This is a genomic window from Herbaspirillum rhizosphaerae (genome assembly GCF_001189965.1).
GTDB lineage: Bacteria > Pseudomonadota > Gammaproteobacteria > Burkholderiales > Burkholderiaceae_D > Herbaspirillum > Herbaspirillum rhizosphaerae.
On record NZ_LFLU01000012.1, the window covers coordinates 17,282 to 36,839 of the forward strand.

The window sequence follows — 19,558 nt, forward strand, 5'->3', positions numbered from 1 at the left end:
TCAATTACTTGCCAGTTTCATCGCCTTCAGACCGGCGACGACGCGGATCTGATAGGAAACGAAGGCGATCAGTTGCGACAAGGCCACCACGGCCGGCGTGCTGATGCCGGCGGCAGGCAGCGTATGCAGCGCAGCCTTGTCGCCTTCGACCGGACGTTCGGTCAAAGCGCGGGTAAAGATCAGCATCGCACGCAAGCGGCCTGCAGGCAGTTGCTCCGGTTCGCCGGAGGCTGCGACAGTCAGTTGTACGGCATCGGCGGGCAAGGCATCCAGACGCGCGCGGTAATGCGCCGCCACGTCCGTCGCGCCGGCCAGACGGCAGGCATACAGCGCCACCAGCAGGCGCTCGTCGAGGCCGATGCCTTCCAGCGCCGGATCGAACAGCGTGTCGTAGCTGCCCTGGGTCGCCACGGCGACTTTCTCGCGCTGGTGGCGCAAGGCGTGCAGACTGCTGCCGGCCTGCAAGCCGACCAGCTTGTCGATGACATCGTTGTCGATGTTGTATTCCACTTGCGTCGTCATGAAACTTCCTTTCGAGTGAGAGATGCCTGCTCCTGCTTTCTGGCAATGGCATTCTTTAAAAATTGCTGCGCGTGCTGCCATGAATGATGATCGGCATGCGCGTTGGCGGCAGGCTGTCCGCCGCCGGTGCTGATGCGTTTGGAAACCGGATGGGCGTAGCTGATCTGCGTCGTCGGCACATAGGGAAACAGAATCGCGTGGCCGGCGTCCTGGTAGTCGTGCCACTCCACCGCATGGGGATGCGCGACTTCTTCCAGCTTGTCGCTGACCATCCTCGAATACACACTGGACGGCCACGAGCCGTCGTCGGTCGCCGAGAACAGCAGCACCGGCGCCTGGATTTTTTCCACGTGAATACGCGCCCTTGCGACAGCGTCCTTGTCCTGCAATGCGGTCAGCATGGCCAGTGCATGTCGATGCGGCGGCGGGCCCTGGTCAAACGGCGCCCAGCTGGCGTGACGATTGTTTTCCCATTGATGCGTCAAGGGCTTGCCGTCCAGCAGCCAGGTCGGCCCTTCCCGGCCGATGGCCGGATCGCAGGCGTTCTGGCCGCTGTGCACCAGCGCGCTCGGCACATAGGCCAGCACGGCCGAGACTTTTTCCGGGAAGGTGGCCCCCAGCAACAGCACCAGTTCGCCGCCGCGCGACTGGCCGCTGACGGCGACGAAATCGTGCAGCGGCCTGAGGGTGGCGCGCAGCCAGTCCAGGCCTTGTTCAAAATATTCCAGCGGCGTGTTGGAAATGTAATCCGACAGCCCCGGCGCCTTGAAATACGCCAGCGCAAAAGCGGCGTAACCGTGCGACGCATACAAAGCGGCGCGCGGTTCGTTGATGCCGCCGCCGGAACCGTTGAGGATCATCACCGCCGGATGCGGTCCGGCGCCGTGTGATGCAGGCGGCAAGAACAACGTGCCCACCAGGCCTTGCTCGCGCACTTCCCTGCGGATCACGCCGTCGGCAGACAAGCGTTGCACCAGTTCAGCCTCGGCCTCGCCGCCTGCGGCCTGAACCCGCAAGGTCGTCGCCAAAGGCTGCTGCACATCCGCATGAAACAGCTCGCGCCGGCCTTCCTGCTCCGGCGTTTGCGACCACAGCAGGCCCATTGCAGAAATGCCCTGGTAGTCGCCCTCAACCGCGGGCGCCAGCGATAAGTCGACATGGCCGGCGGCGTCCGCCACAAAGCGTGCGTTGCTTTGCCACGCCGCACCGGCGCGCAGCGTGCGGCTGGATACCTGCACCAGCTCGCCCGGCGCAGCGCCGGTGACGACAATGCGACGCGGCACATCGATCAGGCCGTCGGCCGGCACGACGGTGATCATCAGCATGGAATCAGGCGTAGTCATATTGCAGCCCTCCTCATCGACCAGTTAAGCAATAGTTGAGCAATTACTTCTTGTCCTGCGTCACCATCATCGCGGTGGTGCGGTCGCTGCTGGCCGGCGTCACCTTCAGGCCTTTTTTGGCGGCCCAGATGTTCTGATAGTGATACAGCGGAATGACGCCGGCATCGTCGGAGACGATCTTGGCTGCATTGCGCAGGATCGCTTCACGCTTGGCGGCGTCGAATTCGGCAGTCGAATCGGCCAGCGCCTTGTCGATAGCCGGATTGCTGTAGTGGTTCCAGTTGGAAGCGCCCAGGCCCTTCTTGGCGTCGACGGTTGCCAGCACATTGACCAGCGCATAGCTGGCTTCGCCGGTGCCGTTGCCCCATGCCAGCACGCTGACGGCAAACTCATTCTTGTTGGCGCGTGCGGCGTACGACGCCCATGGCAACACTTCCACCTGCGTCTTCACGCCGATGCGGGTCCAGAACTGCGCCACGGCCTGCATGGTTTCCGGCGCTTGCGGATAGCGGTCGTTCGGCACGTGGATGGTCAGCTTGAAGCCTTGCGGGAAGCCGGCGTCGGCCAGCAGCTTCTTGGCCTGGTTCACGTCGTTCGGGATGTTCTTGATGTCAGGGTTGTAGCCGAAGGTGTCGGCCGGCATCCATTGGTTGGCTTCGGTTGCGGCGCCCTGCAGGATACGGTCGACCAGCGCCTTGCGGTTGATCGCCAGCGACAGGGCTTTGCGCACGCGCGCATCGAGCAGCGGGTTCTTGTCGAGCTGCTTGCCGTTGTTGTCGGTGATGAACGGGCTCGGGCCTTCATGGAAACTCGGTTGCAGCAGCAACACGCGCAGGCCGTTGTACGGGAACACCTTGACGTTCGGCGACTGCTTCAGCTTGGCCAGATCCGACACCGACACCTTGTCGATCACGTCGACATCGCCCGACAGCAATGCTGCCGTACGCGCAGCGGCGTTGTTGATGTAGCGGTAATTGACCTTTTCCCAGAGTTGCTTCTGGCCCCAGTAGTCGTTGTTGCGTTCCATGATGACGCGGTCGCCCGGCGTGTAGGAAACGTATTTGTACGGACCGCTGCCGACCATGGCCGCGCCGCTGTTGTAGTTTTCGGTCTGCGATTTTTCGCCGACATGCTTGCTGACGATATGCACCGATGCCAGGTTCAGCGGCAAGTCAGGATTGGCGATATTGGTCTTGATGATCAGCGTCAGCGGATCCTTGGCAGTCACCGATTCCACTGTGCGCAAATAGCCGGCGAAGGTCGCCACGCTGCCCGGCACGGCGCGTGCGCGCTGGTACGAGAAGATCACGTCATCGGCGGTAAAGGGCTTGCCGTCCTGCCACTTGACGTTGGGACGCAGCTTGAATTCCCAGGTTTTCGGATCGATGTTTTTCCAGCTGGCAGCCAGGCCCGGTTGCAGCTTGTTGTAATTGTTCTCGACCAGCAGATCCCAGAAGTGCAGGTCGACGGAACGGTCGCCGGCGTGGTTGTTCAGTTGCGGATCAAGCGACGACAGCGGATCGGCAAATGCAATGTTCAGCGTTTGCGCGCCGGCCGAAGTGGCGGCGGCTGCGGCACCCAGCAGCGCAACGGCCAGCAGGCGGGAAAGTACGGTTTTCTTCATGTTCATCATCCTCGGTAGTGGTGGATAGAGATTGTTTTATATCGATGCTGCCTGCTGCAATGCTACTGATCGTTCAAATGACACGCGCTCATGTGGCCCGGTGCGACTTCCTTGAGCGCCGGCGCCTCCTGCCGGCAGCGCGGCATGGCGTGCGGACAGCGCGGATGGAAGTGGCAACCCGGCGGCGGATTCAGCGGACTCGGAATCTCGCCCTTGATCGCCGTGAACGACTTGTTGCGCGCCTGCAGGCGCGGCACTTCGGCCAGCAAGGCCTGCGTATAGGGATGATTCGGCCGCGCGAACAATTCTTCGACGCCGGCGCTCTCGACGATGCGTCCCAGATACATGATCACCACGCGATCCGACACATGTTCGACCACGCCCAGATCGTGACTGATGAACAGATAGGTCAGGCCAAGCTGCTGGCGCAGGTCGCTGAACAGGTTGAGGATCTGCGCCTGAATCGACACATCCAGCGCCGCCACCGCCTCGTCCGCCACCAGCATCTGCGGTTGCACCGCCAGCGCGCGGGCGATGCCGATACGCTGGCGCTGGCCGCCGCTGAACTGATGCGGATAGCGGTCGCGCAGTTCCGGATCGAGTCCGGCGCGCAGCAGTTGCGCGCTGACGTAGTCGTCGAGACCGGCCTTGTCGGTCATGCCGTGAATCAGCGCGGCTTCGCCGACGATTTCGTCGACGCGCAGGCGCGGATTGAGGCTGGCGTAAGGATTCTGGAAAATCATCTGCACCTTGCGGCGCGTGGCGTGCTGTTCGCGTGCGCTGAGCCGGTTGCGGTCGACGCCATCGACCAGCACCTGTCCCGATGAGGGCGACAGCAGCCCGCTGACGATGCGTCCCAGCGTCGACTTGCCGCAACCGGATTCACCCACCAGCCCGACCACTTCGCCGGGCATGACGTGCAGGTCGACCGCATCGAGCGCCTGCGTGACCGCCGCCGGACGCATCCAGCCGCGCGCGATCAGCTGCGATTCGAACGGCCGCGGCTTGCGCTCGCCGAAACGCTTGCCGACCTCCCGAACCTCCACCAGCGGAGTCACTTTTTCCATTGTTTGTCGTGCTGCCTTATCCATGGCGCAGCTCCCCAGTGTTCGCAGCATCCAGCCCCATGGCCGGATGGAAGCAACGCACGAAATGCGCCTCCAGCGGCTCCGTGATTTCCGGACGCGTGAGGCATTGTTCGCTGACACGCTCGCAACGCGCGGCGAAGGCGCAGGTCGGCGGCAGATGCAGCAGGTTCGGCGTCAGGCCGGGGATCTGGCGCAGGCGTTCGCCACGCCGGTTGTTGCTCGGCAGGCTGCCGATCAGGCCTTGCGTATAAGGGTGCAGCGGCCGGTCGAGCACCTCGGACACTTTGCCCTGCTCGACGATGCGCCCCGAATACATCACTGCCACATCATCGGCCAGCCCCGCCACCACCGACAGGTCGTGCGTGATCCAGATCAGCGCGGTGCCATGCTGGCGCGCCAGCTTTTGCACCTCGGACAGAATCTGCGCCTGGATGGTCACGTCGAGCGCGGTGGTCGGCTCGTCGGCGATGATCAGGTCCGGCTTGTGCAGCATGGCGATGGCAATCGCCACGCGCTGGCGCATGCCGCCGGACAATTGATGCGGATAGGCCTGCAGCCGCTCGTCCGGGCTGGCGATGCCCATCATGCCCAGCGTATCGCGCGCCAGCCGGCGTGCTTCGTCGCGGCTGACCTTGCTGTGCGCGAGCACGGCGTCGATCATCTGCGCTTCGACGCGCAGGACCGGATTCAGGGTCATCATCGGATCCTGGAAAATCATCGCAATGCGGTTGCCCTGCAGGCTGCGCAGCGACTTCTTGTCCAGCGTCACCAGATCCTGCCCCTTGAACAGAATCTGTCCGCCGACGATGCGGCCCGGCGCATCCAGCAAACCGAGGATAGAGAAACCGGTCACGGTCTTGCCCGATCCGGATTCTCCGACCAGGCCGAGGATGCGGCCGCGCTCCAGCGTCAGCGAGACGTCGTCCACCGCCGGCAGCACGCCGCCGGGTGTGAAAAAGTGCGTGCGCAGATTGCGTACTTCAAGTGTCGGCGCACTCATTTTTGCCACCTCGGATTCATGACGTCGCGCAGGCGATCGCCGACCATGTTGATCGCCACGATCACCACCAGCAAGGCGATGCCGGGATAGAAGCTGATCCAGTATTCGCCGGACAGCATGTATTGATAGCCATTGGAAATCAGCAAGCCCAGCGACGGTTCCGTGATCGGCACGCCGAGGCCGAGGAAACTCAAGGTCGCTTCCAGCGTGATGGCGCGCGCAATCTGCAGCGTGCCGATGACGATCAGCGGCGGCAGGCAGTTGGGCAGGATGTGGCGCACCATGATGCGCCAGCCGGACACGCCGAGTCCGCGTGCGGCTTCGACATATTCCTTCTGCCGCTCGACCAACGCCTGGCCGCGCGCGGTGCGGGCGTAGTAAGCCCACTCCAGCACCACCAGCGTCGCCATGACGTTGAAGATGCCCTTGCCCAGGTAGGCCAGGATCAGCATCGACACCAGGATCGACGGAAACGACAGCACCAGATCCGCCAGGCGCATCAGCAGCGCATCGACCTTGCCGCCGGCATACGCCGCCAGCAAACCGATCAGCGTGCCGATCACGCCGGCCAGCAAGGCCGAACCGACGCCGATGCCGACGCTGATGCGCAAGCCGTACAGAATCGCGGAATACAGATCGCGCCCCTGCCCGTCCGTGCCCAGCCAGTAGGTGAACGTGCCGAGACCGTTGGCGCTGCCAGGATGCAGGCGTGCGTCGAGCACGTCCAGCTGCATCAGGTCGTAAGGGTTTTGCGGCGTCAGCCAGGGCGCCGCCAGGGCAGCGACCATCAGCAGGACGGCGACCGCCAGGCCGAACATGGCCGTCTTCGACGCCAGGAAGCCGCGCATCACGCGGCGCCAAGGCGACTCGCGGCGCGGCGTCTGGAATGCCGACAAGGCGGCCACTCTGGCGCGCACTTCTTCCTGCGTCATCGGCGCTGCCGGCTCCGGCTTGGGAGCAACAATCTCGCTCATGCCTTGACCTCCACCCGCACGCGCGGATCCAGTACTTTATAGAGGACGTCGACGATCAGGTTCAGCGTCACGAACAGGCACACGATCACCATCATGTACGCCACGATCACCGGACGGTCCAGCGCATTGATGCTGTCGAGGATCAGCTTGCCGGCGCCGGGCCAGGCGAAGATGCTTTCGGTGACGACCGCGAAGGCGATAGTGGAGCCGAACTCCAGCCCGAGGATCGTCACCAGCGGAATCAGCGTATTGCGCAACACATACATCAGCACCACACGCAGCGGCGCCAGGCCTTTGGCGCGCGCGAACTTGACGAAATCCATCGGCAGCACTTCACGCACATTGGCGCGGGTGAGACGGATCACCAGCGAAATCTTGAACAGCGACAGGTTCAGCGCCGGCAGGATCAGGTGACGCAAACCGTCTGCCGTCAGCCACGACCACTGGATGCCGAACAAGCCCGCCGTCTGGCCGCGTCCGCCCGACGGCAGCCAGCCCAGCGACACGCTGAAGGCCATGATCAGCATCAGGCCGATCCAGAAGGTCGGCAGCGAAAAGCCGAGGATGCTGCCGGTCATGATCATGCGCGAGAAGAGGTTGTCCGGAAACAGCCCGGCCAGCAAGCCCAGCGGAATCCCCACCAGCACGGCCAGGATCAGCGCCGCAAACGCCAGTTCCAGCGTGGCCGGCAGGCGTTGGAAGATCAGCTTGATGGCCGGCTCGTTGTAGACGAAGCTGTTGCCCAGGTTGCCGTGCAGCGCACCGTTGAGGAAGGCCAGGTATTGCCGCCAGATCGGCTGGTCCAGACCGAGCTCCTTGATGATGCGCAGGCGGTCGACCTGGTCGACGTCCTGACCGATCAGGATATCGACCGGATTGCCGATCATGTGCAGGCCGAAGAAGACGATCACCGTCATCAGCAGCAGCACCGCAAGCGCCTGCAAGACGCTGCGCAGAATGGCTCCGCTCATCGGCTGGCTCCCCGACGTTCTTGCTCGGTCGGCTCGGAAGGCGTCCATTCGTCGCCGATCAGCTCCGGCTCTTCATAGGCCTGGATGTTCTTGTAATGCGTGTCGACATCCTCGCCGTAGAGCAAGGACGCAATGCCCTGCGCCAGCCGTTGCGCGCCGTCGCTGATGGCCGGGATGTCGCCCGACAGCGTGCCGTGGGTCAAGGCCGCCGGGTAGCAGAAGCAATGCACGCGCTCCAGGCCCGGCAAGCCGCCCGGATGCTTTTGCTGGAACTCGAATGCCGGACCGAGATCGGGCGAATCGGACAATTCCATGTCTTCGTCGCCGACCGGCGGCATGTAGCGCGAACGCCAGTTGCGGATATGCGGCGCAATGGCGGCGAACTCCGGACGCACGGTCCAATCGATGCGAAAGCCGGTCGAGAAAATCAGGAAATCGATCTCGAAGGCGCCGCGCGGCGTAACGATACGCAGGCTGTCGCCGGCCACCTCGACCTTGTCGATGGAGGCGCCGAACAGGAAACGCGCATTGGCGAACTTCGACACGCGCTGCACGCTGCCGCTCGGCGGCGGCGTCTGCTGCACGTTGATGTAATGGCGGATGCGCCACTTCCACTCATCGGGCAGATTGATGTGGCCGTTGGTGAGGCCCGGGCTGCCCGCGCCCTTGCCTTTGTTGATGCGGGGCAGTTCCTTGCGGCGGATCAGCAGGTCGACGCGTTCGGCGCCGGACTCCAGCGCAGTTGCGGCGCTGTCCATGGACGATGCGCCGGCGCCGATGACGCCGACACGCTTGCCGGCCAGCTTGCTGTAATCCATGTCGTCCGACGAATGCGCCCACAGCGCGCGCGGCAGGCTCTCGGCCAGCGGCGGCAAGTAAGCGCCGCCGAGGCCGTCGCGGCCGGTGGCCAGTACGACACGGCGCGCCAGCACCACCGACTTGCCCGCCGGCGCATCGACATGCAGCTCCACGACGCCGTCGGCGCGCGGCAGGATGGCGTCGATGCGATGCTCGTTGCGGATGTCCAGCGCCATGACCTTGCGGTACCAGCGCAGATAATCCATCCATTGCAGGCGCGGGATTTTATCGAGCGCTTCCCAGGCTTCCAGCCCGAATTGCGCTTCAAACCAGGCGCGGAAGGTCAGCGCAGCAAAGCCCAGCGCAGGGCCAGTCAGTTTCTTGGGCGAGCGCAGGGTTTCCATGCGCGCGGTGGTCGCCCACGGACCTTCAAAACCCGCCGGCGACTGATCGTAAATGACGACGTTGATGCCCAGGTGCAGCAGCGACACCGCAGCCGCCATTCCGGCCTGGCCGCCGCCGATGACGGCGACATCCAGCACCTCCCGGTCATCCACGGTCTTGGGCGGCACCCAGGATTTGGCCGGCAGCTCCAGCCATGCAAGGTCTTGCTGCAGACGCGCTTCCAGTGCGGCCAGACCGCTTGCGCCGGCGCCTGCAACTGCATTCGCGGCATGTGTGGTTTCACTCACGATGAGCGCCCCTTCCCTGTCGGCTGAATATAAAAATCATGTACATGCCTGCTGCTTCATTCCGTTGTTCAATCCATGTTCCGGCATCGTCGGATGCCGTCCACTGCGTTACAGCAAATCGTCGTGATCGCCGGCGTCGCGTTTGACGAAGCCGTGCAGGATGTTCCTGGCTGCTGTTTCGATGGCGCCGATCAGGGCTTGCGTGATGCTGTCGACCGGTTTGCCGAAGGGCGTGACGACGCCGAAATAAAAAGGGATGTTCTCCGCCAGCGGACGCACCGCCAGCCCTTCGATCGGCATGCCCAGCGCGGTGATCGGTTCCACCAGCGCCACGCCGAGACCGGCGTGCGCCGCCATGATGGCGTTAAACGAGGTATTGGTTTCGATCGCCACGTTCAACGGCTTGTCGTGACCGAGCGCCATGTCGATGCGCTGGCGCAAGCGGTAACGGTTGGACATGGTGATCACGCGCTCATGGCGCAAGGCATCGACCGTCACCACATCGGCTTTGGCTAGCGGGCTGTCGGCGCGCAGCACCGCCACGCAGGGCGCCTGGCCGATCCAGTGCAGATCGAGGCCGCGATGCGCCACCGGCAAGCTGGTAAGGCCGAGGCTGACAGTGCGATGCAGCACCGAGTGCACGACCTGCTCCGCCGAGGCGCTGCGCAGATGGATATGTTCGGGCAAGCCGTGTTTTTCAACCAGCTTGAGCGCCGCCGGCGCGATGGTCGACGCCAGCGCCGGCGTTGCCACCAGGTGGATAGGCTGCAACTCTTCGCGGCCGATTTCCAGCGCGCGTTCGCGAATGGTGCGCAAGCCGACCAGCGAGCGCTCGACTTCTTCATATAAGAGGAAAGCCTTGTCGGTCGGCGTCACGCGCGGGCCGTTACGGTCGAACAAGGGGTAACCGAGCTCACCTTCCAGATCCTGGATCGCCTTGCTGACGGCCGGCTGCGAACGGCCAAGGCTGCGCCCGGCCCCGGTCACGCTACCGATCGTCATTACCGCCGAAAAAGCTTCCAGTTGGTTCAGGTCCATATTATTATGGTTTATATGATTTTCGGATTATAAGCATACGTTAATTCGATTTAAGTATAATCATTTTGCATAAGTTAATACGAAAAAACTGCATAAGCCGGCATGAGCGCCGTTGCCAGCCTGTTTGGACGGCCTGACGCCATGCGCGCCGTTTTATGCGGCTTTTCACAATTGCTCACAAATTGCATATTGAAATACATTTATATTCGTTTTTCATCTATTGATTTCATCGTAACGTAAGCACCTCTCTATTACGGATTCATTGCCATGAATGCTTCCTCCGCCTGTGATTCTTCCGCCAGCCCCGTCGTCGACAAGGCTGCGCTGCAATTTCCCATTTATCTGGACTATTCGGCGACCACACCGGTCGATCCGGCGGTGGCCGTCAAAATGTGCGCCTACCTGACCGAGAAATTCGGCAATCCGGCCAGCAGTTCGCACTCTTTCGGCTGGGAAGCGAAGGCAGCGGTGGAAAAGGCGCGCAAGCAGGTTGCCGCACTGGTGGGCGCGAAGGCGGCGGAGATCGTGTGGACTTCCGGCGCCACCGAATCCAACAACCTGGCGCTCAAAGGCGCCGCGCACGTCCTGCGCGAAGCCGGCCGCGGCAAGCATCTGATTACGGTCGCCACCGAACACAAGGCGGTGCTGGACACCATGCACACGCTGGAGCGTGCCGGCTTCGACGTGACTTTCCTGCAGCCGCAATCCAACGGCCTGATCACGGTCGAGCAATTCAAGGCGGCACTGCGCCCGGACACCATCCTGGCGTCGGTCATGATGGTCAACAATGAAATCGGCGTGATCCAGCCGATCGCGGAGCTGGGCGAGATCTGCGCCGGGCGCGGCATCGTCTTCCACGTCGACGCCGTGCAAGCGGTCGGCAAGATCGCCATCGACCTGCAGACGCTGAAAGTCGACCTGATGTCCTTCAGCGCGCACAAGATCTACGGCCCCAAGGGGATCGGCGCCCTGTTCGTACGCCACAATCCCGAACTGAAACTGGAAGCCCAGATCGACGGCGGCGGACACGAGAACGGCATGCGTTCCGGCACGCTGGCGACTCACCAGATCGTCGGCATGGGCGAAGCCTTCGCCCTGGCGGCGCAATTGCAGGAAGAAGAAAGCGTGCGCATCCGCGCCTTGCGCGACCGCCTGTGGAACGGCTTGCGGGTATTGCCCGGCGTGGTCATGAACGGCTGCGAGCAGGCGCGCATTCCGCATAACCTGAATGTGAGTTTCGATCTGGGTGGAGAAGTATCGGTGGCGGGACAACTGCTGGACATCGCCGTGTCGGCGGGCTCGGCCTGCAACTCGGCCAATGCGGCGCCATCCTACGTGCTGTCGGCAATCGGCCGCCCGGATGCGCTGGCGCGCAGTGCAATTCGTTTTTCCTTGGGACGTTATACGACGGCAGCGGAAATCGACTACACCATCGAGACCTTGCGGCAGCTGCTGCAGAACCAGACTGCCGCCACGCACTGAGCCGCCGTCCGGTCGGCGCTCCATCGGCCATTCATCAGTTATCAATCAACAACAATGCGGGCCCTTGCGGCCTGCATGACCCTGCCTCGTCCGCAACGCAGTAAAACCCGTGCAGCGCCTTGGCGTTACTGAGGAATTGCGCTGGCGCTCGTTGCCGTCGCTTCTTCGCTCTGGCGCTTGCTCACGGCAGCGAAATGCTCGGCATATTCGGCCCGGCGCGCCTGATCCGATTCGATCAGCATCTGATAGCGCGTCTCCGACACGCGCTGCTGCAACACGGCGGAATAGCGCTCACGCTGCAACCATTCGATGATCACCGATGCCAGCATGACGATCGTACCGTAGACCACGATCAGGAAAATGTCCTTGCTGCCCAGTCCGTCCATCATGAAATACGGCTTGCGGAAGAAAAACAGCGCCGTCGGGATACTGACAATGAGCAGGATCAGCGACTGCACGTAGCCGAACAGATAGCTCATCACGATGCAATTGAGCGCAAAGAACAGCATCGACATCGATTCATCGACGACCGGGCTCAGGACGTAACGCATCCCGAACGCAACCAGAAAGCCGAACATGCACACCAGTGTGGGATTGAGATTGACTGCCTTCCAGCGCTTCGCATTTCGCAATTTGATGAAGTTCACGAGAAGCTCCTTATTCATCATGGTCATGATGCGGATACCGTTCTGCGGTCTTTCAGCGGCGAGTTGTGCAAGAGATACTTGAGCGAAATGTCGTTGCTGTGCATGTCGATATTACGCTTGATGAACTGCACCGCCTCGTTGGTCACGATCTCGCGCTCGTTGTCGACGGTGATGATATGGTAGCAGTCGCCCAGCCAGATGACTTTGCGGACTTCCGACTTGATGTTTTCCAGGATCATCTCGGCGTTGAGCGGCGCAGCGGTTTCGTCGTCGATGGAGTGAATCACCAGCGTGCTGGCGCGCACCAGCGGCAAGGATTGGCGCACATAGGCCATCAGCTTTTGCGCGGCCCACAGATGGCGCGCCGGGATCGCTGCAGCGCCGACCGCCGCTACGCCGTCTTTTTTGAGAGCATTGGCCACGCGGCGGCGCATTTCGAAGTTCTTGATGCCGTAGGGATCGCTTTCCTTGTACGTCCAGTTGCGATAACCGAGCATGTACGGCAGGTTCATCCAGCGGTGATACCAGGGAATCGACCAGCCGTCATACTTCAGGACCGGCGACAACAGCACCACGCTCAGGATTTCACGGCTGAAGCTCGCCACCGCCAGCGCCAGCGTCGCGCCCATGCTCAGACCGCACAGCGAGACGGTCTTGTGCTCTTCCTTGAGCTTGACGATCTTGCTTTCGACCATCGCGCACCAGTCCATCCAATTGGGCGTGACGGTGGGATCGGTCAATGCGGCGGAGTAATTGGGGATCTGCATCTCGACGACGGTGCAGTTGGCTTTTTTCAGAGCTTTGGGAATGGTGCCCAGTTCAAGACTCGAGCCGCACAGTCCATGCAACAAAATGACGGCATGATCCCGCTGCCGTTCTTGCTGCCTTTCCTGTAAATGTTCGGTGCGTGCGCTCTGGTCCATGCGATACAAATTTACGATGATGTCGAATAGTCAGCATTGTAGACCTCTATTGACATTTCTTCACAGGGATTTGCGAAAGGTTCTCAATAACGACACGGACCGTTCACTTTGCCGGAAGAATGATGGTGGCGATCAAGCCGCCCTGGGGATGATTGCGCAACAACAATTCGCCGCCGTGCGCCTGCACGATATTGCGCGCAATGCCAAGCCCCAGCCCCATTCCGCCGCTGTTCAGGGTGCGTCCATGCTCCAGTCGCAGATAGGGTTGAAACAGGCTTCCCATGGCGTCCTCCGGTACACCGGGCCCGTGGTCGCGCAATTCGATCTCGACCATGTCGCCGTCAACACCCGGCGACTGCCTGGTCGCGATTTCCACCTTCTGCCCATAAAACAACGCATTGTCGAACAGGTTGCCGATAGCGCGTTTCAAGGCCAGCGGCTTGGCCATGACGCTGATGCCGGACGGTTCGAACGCCACCTCGTGCCCCGCCATGCTGGCATCGCGGATCATCCTCGCAATCAGTGCATCGAGCCGGACTTCGGTGCGATTTTCGTGGATATCGCTGTCTTTGACCGATTGCAATGCGCCCTTCACCATCATGTCCAGCTCGTCCAGGTCGTCGTGGAATTCGGTGCGCATGTCGTCGTCGTCGAGCAATTCGGTGCGCAGCTTGAGGCGCGTGATGGGAGTGCGCAAGTCATGCGAAATCGAGACGAACAGGCGCTCGCGGTCTTCCAGGTAGCGCTTGATGCGCTCGCGCATGCCGCTGAAGGCGCGCGCGGTCTTGACGAATTCGCGGCTGCCGGTCTCGGGCAGTTCGGGCACGGTCTCGCCCTTGCCGAAGGCTTCGGCGGCATCCGACAGCGCCGCCAGCGGCCGCGTAGTCCAGCGCACCACCAGAATGCTCAGCAGCAGAATCGCCGCCAGCGACAAGCCTTGCAAGACCACGCGATCCAGCGACAGCGGATTGCTGCTGTCGAGGAAATACGGATTGGGCATCAGCGCCGCCAGGTAGAGCCACTTGCCGGATTCGATCTGCGTCTGGATCACCAGCACCGGCGCCGGATTCGGCTTGATCAGCAGGATGTGCTGCACCCAGCTGTCGGGCAGGTCGCCGATCTTCAGGCCATCGTCGGACACCGGCAGATTGTCCGGCCAGGCGAAAGCCAGGCGAAACTCCGGCAGAAACGGCAGATCGGACTTCAGCGCTTCTTCAGCGGATGCGACGGCAATATCCGCCAGCGAATTCCGCGCAATCGGCTGGATCGGCACCAGCGCGGTGTTGGCGTTGACGAAGAAACGCGTGCCGCCCATCTCGCGCAATTGCTGGATCATGATCGGCCGGTAGTTTGACGGCAGGCTCATGAAATAACGGATCGCCCCCGAAGCGCTGTGCGCCAGATGCTGCGCGGCGATACGGGTTTCCGCCTCGGACTTGGTGCGCAATTGCGCGGCCCAGATCAGGCCGCCGGCCAGTTGCGTCACCAGTACGCCGAAGATCATCACCACCGACAAGCGGCCCAGCAACGAATTCGGCAGCAGCCAGTCCAGCACCTGCGCCACCGCAGGAAAGTACTGCCGGCGCAAGGCCTTACGTGGCGCCGGCGCCGGTGATACGGGAGACGGAACGCCCGACATCGTCAGACCGACGCCGCCGTCACGTCGGCCGAAAACACATAGCCTGCGCCGCGCACCGTCTTGATCAGGTGCGGCTGCTTGCCGCCGTCGTTCAGGCGCAGGCGCAGCTTGCTGATCTGCACGTCAAGCGAACGGTCCAGCGGACCGGAGTCGCGGCCGCGGGTTTCTTCGCTGAGCACATTGCGGTCCAGCACGTCGCCCGGATGTTCAACGAAATACTTCAGCAACTGATAATCCATGCCGGTGAGTGCCACCACTTGCCCTTCGCTGTCGAGCAAGGTGCGTTCCACGGTATCGAGCGTGAAGCCGACGAAGCGGTAGAAGCGCGGCGCGGCGGCGTTGTCGATGCCGGTGCGGCGATGGATGGCCTTGATGCGCGCCAGCAGTTCGCGCGGGCTGTAGGGCTTGGCGATGTAGTCGTCGGCGCCCAGCTCCAGGCCGACCACGCGGTCGGTTTCGTCCGAGCTGGCGGTCAGCATGATGATCGGCACATTCGATTTGCGCCGCACGATCTTGCACAGCGCAAAGCCGTCGGTGTCCGGCAGCATGACGTCGAGGATCACCAGCGACAATTCGTCGGCGTAGCGCTGGAACTCGGCCAGGAAGGCTTCGCCGTTATGCGCCAGGCGCACTTCGTACTGGTTCTTCTCCAGATAGGTTTTCAGGAGTGTCCGGGTTTTCTGGTCGTCGTCGACGATGAGGATTTTGCGGGTCATTGTTTCGCTTGTTTCGATTGCCTATTCCACTTTGCCGGTGCGCGACAGCGCCCGTGCGATGGCGGCCAGCTTGCGCTGCACCTCGGCTTCGGGCATCTGGTCGTCGACAAAGAATCGCCGCAGTTCGGCGACGATGGCGTCCTTGGTGGTTTCATCGGTCGCCATGCGGTGCACCAGGCTCGGCGCCTGAAACGCCGCGCCCTTGCCGAACGTGCGCCACGAATTGAGCGAGCAGCTGTCCATCTTGCTGGTGTCCGGCGCCCGCCACACGGGGATCGCGCCTTTGAATTTATTGTAGTCGGATTGCACCGCCGGCGACATCGCAATTTGCGCCAGCACTTCCTGCGCCGGCTGGTGCGAATAATCGTCGGCGAACATCGCCAGCGTATCGATGCTATATAAATGGTAATCGGCCGTTCCCGGCACGGCGGCGCAACCGAATTGCTGATCGGCGTTCAGGCCCCAGGCGTTGAAGTCCCCCTTGGCCCAGTCGCCCATGACGAACATGCCGGCCTCGCCGTCGGCCAGTTGATGCGCCACTTCAGTCCACGGACGTTCCTTCACCGGCAGCTGCATGACCTGCTTGAGGCTGCGCAAACGTTTCAAGGCATGCAGCAGGCGCGCATCGGCGAAGGCGCGCGGGCTGAGGTCGACGAACAATTCACGGTAATACGCCGGTCCGCTTTCCGCCAGCACCAGCGTCTCGAACAGGGTGGCGACCTGCCAGGATTCGCTGCTCTGCGCCAGCGGCGTGATGCCGGCCTGCTTCAGCTTGACGGCAACCTGTTCGAACTCGTCCCACGTGCGCGGCGCGCGCAAGCCAAGCCGGTTGAAAATCGCGATGTTGTAATAGAGGTTATTAATGCGATGGATGCCCAGCGGCGCGGCGACGACGTGGCCGTGATTGTTCAGCAGCGACCACGCGGTCGGGAACAACAGCTTTTGCCAGTTGCCCTGGACAGCCACGTTGTCCAACTCCAGCAGCAGACCGAGATCGGCCCACTCGCCGAAGATCACGCCGTTGAGCTGCGTCACTTCCGGCGCATGCCCGGCCAGCACCATGCTCTTCAAGACCTTGCCGGCGCCGATGCCGGCGCCGCCCGGAATGGCGAAGTCGCGCCACTGGATATTCTGTTCAGCCAGCTTATTGATCAGCACGCCGACGGCCTTGCGTTCGCCGGCGGATGTCCACCAGTGCAGCACTTGCAGCGAGGGGCCGGTGTTGCCGGCGGCAGATGCAACAGATGCAACAGATGCGGCGGGCGTGGCGGGCGCGACAGGCGGCGCAGCAAAAGCCGGCGACAGCAATGCCAGCGCCAGGACGTAGACGACGCCCGCCGCGCGCAGCTTTACCTCTCCGATCATGAGCCTTGTCATTTTTTTCATTGTGTTTTCTTGCGTCTCCAGAGCGCGTGTGACTATAGCCCAAGTCACCGTCACCACGCGATAAGAACATTAATTGAATTCTCGTTTTGTAAAGAAATGTAATGTTTTATTGAGTTATCTGTTTACCGCTCCGCTGCCCTTACACAGCCCCTTCCCACATCGCCATTGGCGCCATCCAAAAATGCACCGATTGCTCTGTAAATATATGTAATCGGCAGCTGTTGTCATTTTTATCATTACCCAATTAAATCAATCACTTAACAAGCAATTCCCACGCCAATCACAAATACTCGCATCACATATTCTCCGGTGCTACTGTCGCGTCGCTGGCTCTGCAATTGCGGACTTTTTTGGGGAAGCTCAGAGCGGCCAACTCCCACCATCAATGCAAGAACACCATTAGGAGACCTTTGATGCAAACTGTTAAAAAAGCCCTCGCTCTCGCCACCCTCAGCAGCGCCGTGCTGCTCGCACTGGCAGGCGGCAACGCGCAGGCCGGCACGCTGACCATTGAAAGCTGGCGCGTCGACGATCTGGCCCTCTGGGAAAACGTCCTGATCCCGGCCTTCCAGAAAAAGAATCCCGGCATCACCGTCAAATTCTCGCCGACCGCACCGACCGAATACGACTCCAGCCTGACCGCGCGCCTGGCCGGCGGCACCGCAGGCGATCTGGTCGCCTGCCGTCCATTCGACGTCTCGCTGTCGCTGTACAACAAGGGCCATCTGGAAAAACTCGACGGCAAGCCAGGCATGGAATCCTTCCCGGCATCGTCCAAGGTGGCGTGGCAGACCGACGACGGCAAGGACACCTTCTGTATGCCGATCGCGTCCGTGATGCACGGCTTCCTGTACAACCAGAAAATCTTCAAGGAAATGAACCTGCAACCGCCAAAGACGGAAGCTGAATTCCTGAAGCTGCTGGAAACCGTCAAGGCCGGCGGCAAGTACACCCCGCTGGTGCTCGGCACTGCCGATCAATGGGAAGCGCATCAGGTACTGTTTACCGGCGTAGGCCCCAACTACTGGAAAGGCGAAACCGGCCGCAAGGCGCTGATCGCCGGCAAGGCCAAGTTTACCGATCCGCAATTCCTGGCAGCCTGGGAATATGAAGCCAAGCTCGGCAAATACCTGTCCAAGGGCGCATCGGCGCAAACCTACGGCGACAGCCAGAACATGTTCGCCCTGGGCCAGGGCGCGGTGTACGCAGCCGGTTCGTGGGACATCGCCTACTTCAACGCCAATGCCAACGCCAAGCTGGAGCTGGGCGTGTTCCCGCCGCCGGTGCCGAAGGCCGGCGATGCCTGCTACATCTCGGATCACAACGACATCGGCATGGGCGTGAACAAGAAATCCAAGAACAAGGAAGACGCCTACAAATTCCTGGCATGGCTGGGTTCGCAAGAATTTGCCGACATCTATACCAACAAGGTCACCGGTTTCTTCTCGCTGTCGAATCACCTGATCTCGGTCAAGGATCCGATCGCCAAGCAGATGATCGACTGGCGCAAGTCGTGCTCTTCCACCATCCGCGTCAATTCGCAGATCCTGAACCGCGGCACGCCGAGCATGGAAAACGAAATGTGGAACGTCAACGCGCAGGTGTTGAACGGCAAGATGACGCCGAAGGATGCCGCGACCAAAATCCAGACCGGCTTCTCGAAGTGGTACAAGCCGCAACAATAATAAAAAACAGTAGCACCGTGTAGCGATCCCGGCGCAGTTCAATCTGCGCCGGTTGTTCCCTGCCCGTAGTCTCAACTCAAGTCTTTCAGTCTTCACTTCCGGAGTCATAGTGAAAACAGCTCGTCCGTGGCACATCGTCGTCTTCCTGGCGCCGGCGGTCATCATCTATTCCATGTTCAGCGCGCTGCCCCTGCTCGATACGCTGCGCCTGGGCTTTTACAGCATCAGCGACGCCGGCGTGCACAGTTTCGTCGGCCTCGACAACTATCGCACCATCCTGTTCGATTCGGACTGGTCGACGGCGTTCTGGAACGCCATGTGGAACAACGTCAAGTTCTTCTGCATCCACATGCTGCTGCAAAACCCGATCGGCCTGCTGCTGGCGACCCTGTTCAGCCTCAAGGGCCTGCGCGGTGCGCGCACCTACCGCACGTTGATTTTCTTGCCGACCCTGTTGTCGGTGGTGATCATCGGCTTCATCTGGCAACTGATCATCTCACCCTTGTGGGGCGTCGGTGAAAAGCTCATGACGCTGGTCGGCCTGGGCGACTACTTCGCGCCCTTTCTCGGCCAGGAATCCACCGCGCTGTTCACGCTCTCGCTGATCTCGGTATGGCAATACATCGGCATCCCGATGATGCTGATCTACGCCGCCCTGCTGGCCGTGCCGGAAGAAGTCCTGGAAGCGGCCTATGCCGAAGGCGCCGGCCCCATGCGCATCTTCTGGCAGATCAAGCTGCCGCTGATCTGGCCGACCCTGGGGCTGGTCACGATTCTGACCTTCGTCGCCAACTTCAATGCCTTCGACCTGATCTATTCGGTCAAGGGCGCGCTGGCCGGGCCGAATTATTCGAGCGACCTGCTCGGCACCTTCTTCTACCGCACCTTCTTCGGCTACCAGGCGCAGGTCGGCAGCCCGACCATGGGCGCGGCGGTGGCGACGCTGATGTTCCTGGTGATCCTGGCCGGCGTCGGTACGTATTTTTATCTGGTGCAGCGCAAGCTGACCCGTTACGAGCTTTAAGGACAC

Annotated in this window: 17 protein-coding genes; 3 read left to right on the top strand and 14 right to left on the bottom strand. The window is 61.7% G+C overall.

From position 1 onward, the window contains the following. The 9 genes from AKL25_RS16125 to AKL25_RS16165 form a co-directional block, all read right to left on the bottom strand. Window positions 1-522: a CMD domain protein gene (locus AKL25_RS16125; protein ID WP_050478722.1), complete on the bottom strand. Its 522-nt coding sequence runs from the start codon at window positions 520-522 to the stop codon at window positions 1-3. After that, window positions 519-1,865: an acyl-CoA thioesterase/bile acid-CoA:amino acid N-acyltransferase family protein gene (locus AKL25_RS16130; protein ID WP_050478723.1), complete on the bottom strand. Its 1,347-nt coding sequence runs from the start codon at window positions 1,863-1,865 to the stop codon at window positions 519-521. Before AKL25_RS16130 ends, AKL25_RS16125 begins: the two co-directional genes overlap by 4 nt. A gap of 43 nt (window positions 1,866-1,908) precedes the next feature. Next, window positions 1,909-3,489 (bottom strand): ABC transporter substrate-binding protein, encoded by a 1,581-nt coding sequence (locus AKL25_RS16135; RefSeq protein WP_050478844.1) that lies wholly within the window; start codon window positions 3,487-3,489, stop codon window positions 1,909-1,911. A gap of 62 nt (window positions 3,490-3,551) precedes the next feature. Further along, window positions 3,552-4,556, bottom strand: a complete 1,005-nt coding sequence (locus AKL25_RS16140; RefSeq protein ID WP_050478724.1) for an ABC transporter ATP-binding protein — start codon at window positions 4,554-4,556, stop codon at window positions 3,552-3,554. Window positions 4,557-4,572: 16 nt separating this feature from the next. Continuing rightward, complete coding sequence (locus tag AKL25_RS16145; RefSeq protein ID WP_050478725.1) at window positions 4,573-5,577, bottom strand: ABC transporter ATP-binding protein; 1,005 nt, start codon at window positions 5,575-5,577, stop codon at window positions 4,573-4,575. After that, window positions 5,574-6,509 carry an ABC transporter permease gene (locus tag AKL25_RS16150; protein WP_050478845.1) on the bottom strand — a complete coding sequence of 312 codons (936 nt, stop codon included), beginning with the start codon at window positions 6,507-6,509 and terminating at the stop codon, window positions 5,574-5,576. Before AKL25_RS16150 ends, AKL25_RS16145 begins: the two co-directional genes overlap by 4 nt. A 38-nt stretch (window positions 6,510-6,547) precedes the next feature. After that, window positions 6,548-7,522 (bottom strand): ABC transporter permease, encoded by a 975-nt coding sequence (locus AKL25_RS16155; protein WP_050478726.1) that lies wholly within the window; start codon window positions 7,520-7,522, stop codon window positions 6,548-6,550. Further along, window positions 7,519-9,012, bottom strand: a complete 1,494-nt coding sequence (locus AKL25_RS16160) for an NAD(P)-binding domain-containing protein (protein ID WP_050478727.1) — start codon at window positions 9,010-9,012, stop codon at window positions 7,519-7,521. The genes AKL25_RS16155 and AKL25_RS16160 overlap by 4 nt, the downstream gene beginning before the upstream one ends. A 108-nt stretch (window positions 9,013-9,120) precedes the next feature. After that, window positions 9,121-10,050: a LysR family transcriptional regulator gene (locus AKL25_RS16165; protein WP_050478728.1), complete on the bottom strand. Its 930-nt coding sequence runs from the start codon at window positions 10,048-10,050 to the stop codon at window positions 9,121-9,123. Window positions 10,051-10,317: 267 nt separating this feature from the next. Between AKL25_RS16165 and AKL25_RS16170 the strand changes: the two genes are divergently transcribed. After that, on the top strand, window positions 10,318-11,532 hold the full coding sequence (locus AKL25_RS16170) for an IscS subfamily cysteine desulfurase (RefSeq protein WP_050478729.1): 1,215 nt from the start codon (window positions 10,318-10,320) through the stop codon (window positions 11,530-11,532). Between the two features lie 125 nt (window positions 11,533-11,657). Here the strand turns inward: AKL25_RS16170 and AKL25_RS16175 are convergent, their stop codons facing one another. The 5 genes from AKL25_RS16175 to AKL25_RS16195 form a co-directional block, all read right to left on the bottom strand. After that, window positions 11,658-12,206 carry a DUF4118 domain-containing protein gene (locus AKL25_RS16175; protein ID WP_050478730.1) on the bottom strand — a complete coding sequence of 183 codons (549 nt, stop codon included), beginning with the start codon at window positions 12,204-12,206 and terminating at the stop codon, window positions 11,658-11,660. After that, complete coding sequence (locus tag AKL25_RS16180; RefSeq protein ID WP_050478846.1) at window positions 12,203-13,102, bottom strand: alpha/beta hydrolase; 900 nt, start codon at window positions 13,100-13,102, stop codon at window positions 12,203-12,205. Before AKL25_RS16180 ends, AKL25_RS16175 begins: the two co-directional genes overlap by 4 nt. Before the next feature lie 103 nt (window positions 13,103-13,205). Then, on the bottom strand, window positions 13,206-14,741 hold the full coding sequence (locus AKL25_RS16185) for an ATP-binding protein (protein ID WP_157050669.1): 1,536 nt from the start codon (window positions 14,739-14,741) through the stop codon (window positions 13,206-13,208). Window positions 14,742-14,743: 2 nt separating this feature from the next. After that, complete coding sequence (locus AKL25_RS16190; protein ID WP_050478732.1) at window positions 14,744-15,457, bottom strand: response regulator; 714 nt, start codon at window positions 15,455-15,457, stop codon at window positions 14,744-14,746. A gap of 21 nt (window positions 15,458-15,478) precedes the next feature. Then, window positions 15,479-16,822, bottom strand: coding sequence for an ABC transporter substrate-binding protein (locus AKL25_RS16195; protein WP_050478733.1), 1,344 nt, complete (start codon window positions 16,820-16,822; stop codon window positions 15,479-15,481). Between the two features lie 434 nt (window positions 16,823-17,256). Between AKL25_RS16195 and AKL25_RS16200 the strand changes: the two genes are divergently transcribed. Both AKL25_RS16200 and AKL25_RS16205 read left to right on the top strand, forming a co-directional pair. Then, the gene (locus AKL25_RS16200; protein WP_050478734.1) at window positions 17,257-18,528 is read left to right on the top strand and encodes an ABC transporter substrate-binding protein; all 1,272 of its coding nucleotides are present in this window, start codon (window positions 17,257-17,259) and stop codon (window positions 18,526-18,528) included. A gap of 109 nt (window positions 18,529-18,637) precedes the next feature. Continuing rightward, window positions 18,638-19,552, top strand: coding sequence for a carbohydrate ABC transporter permease (locus tag AKL25_RS16205; RefSeq protein WP_050478735.1), 915 nt, complete (start codon window positions 18,638-18,640; stop codon window positions 19,550-19,552). The last annotated feature ends 6 nt before the right edge of the window (window positions 19,553-19,558 follow it).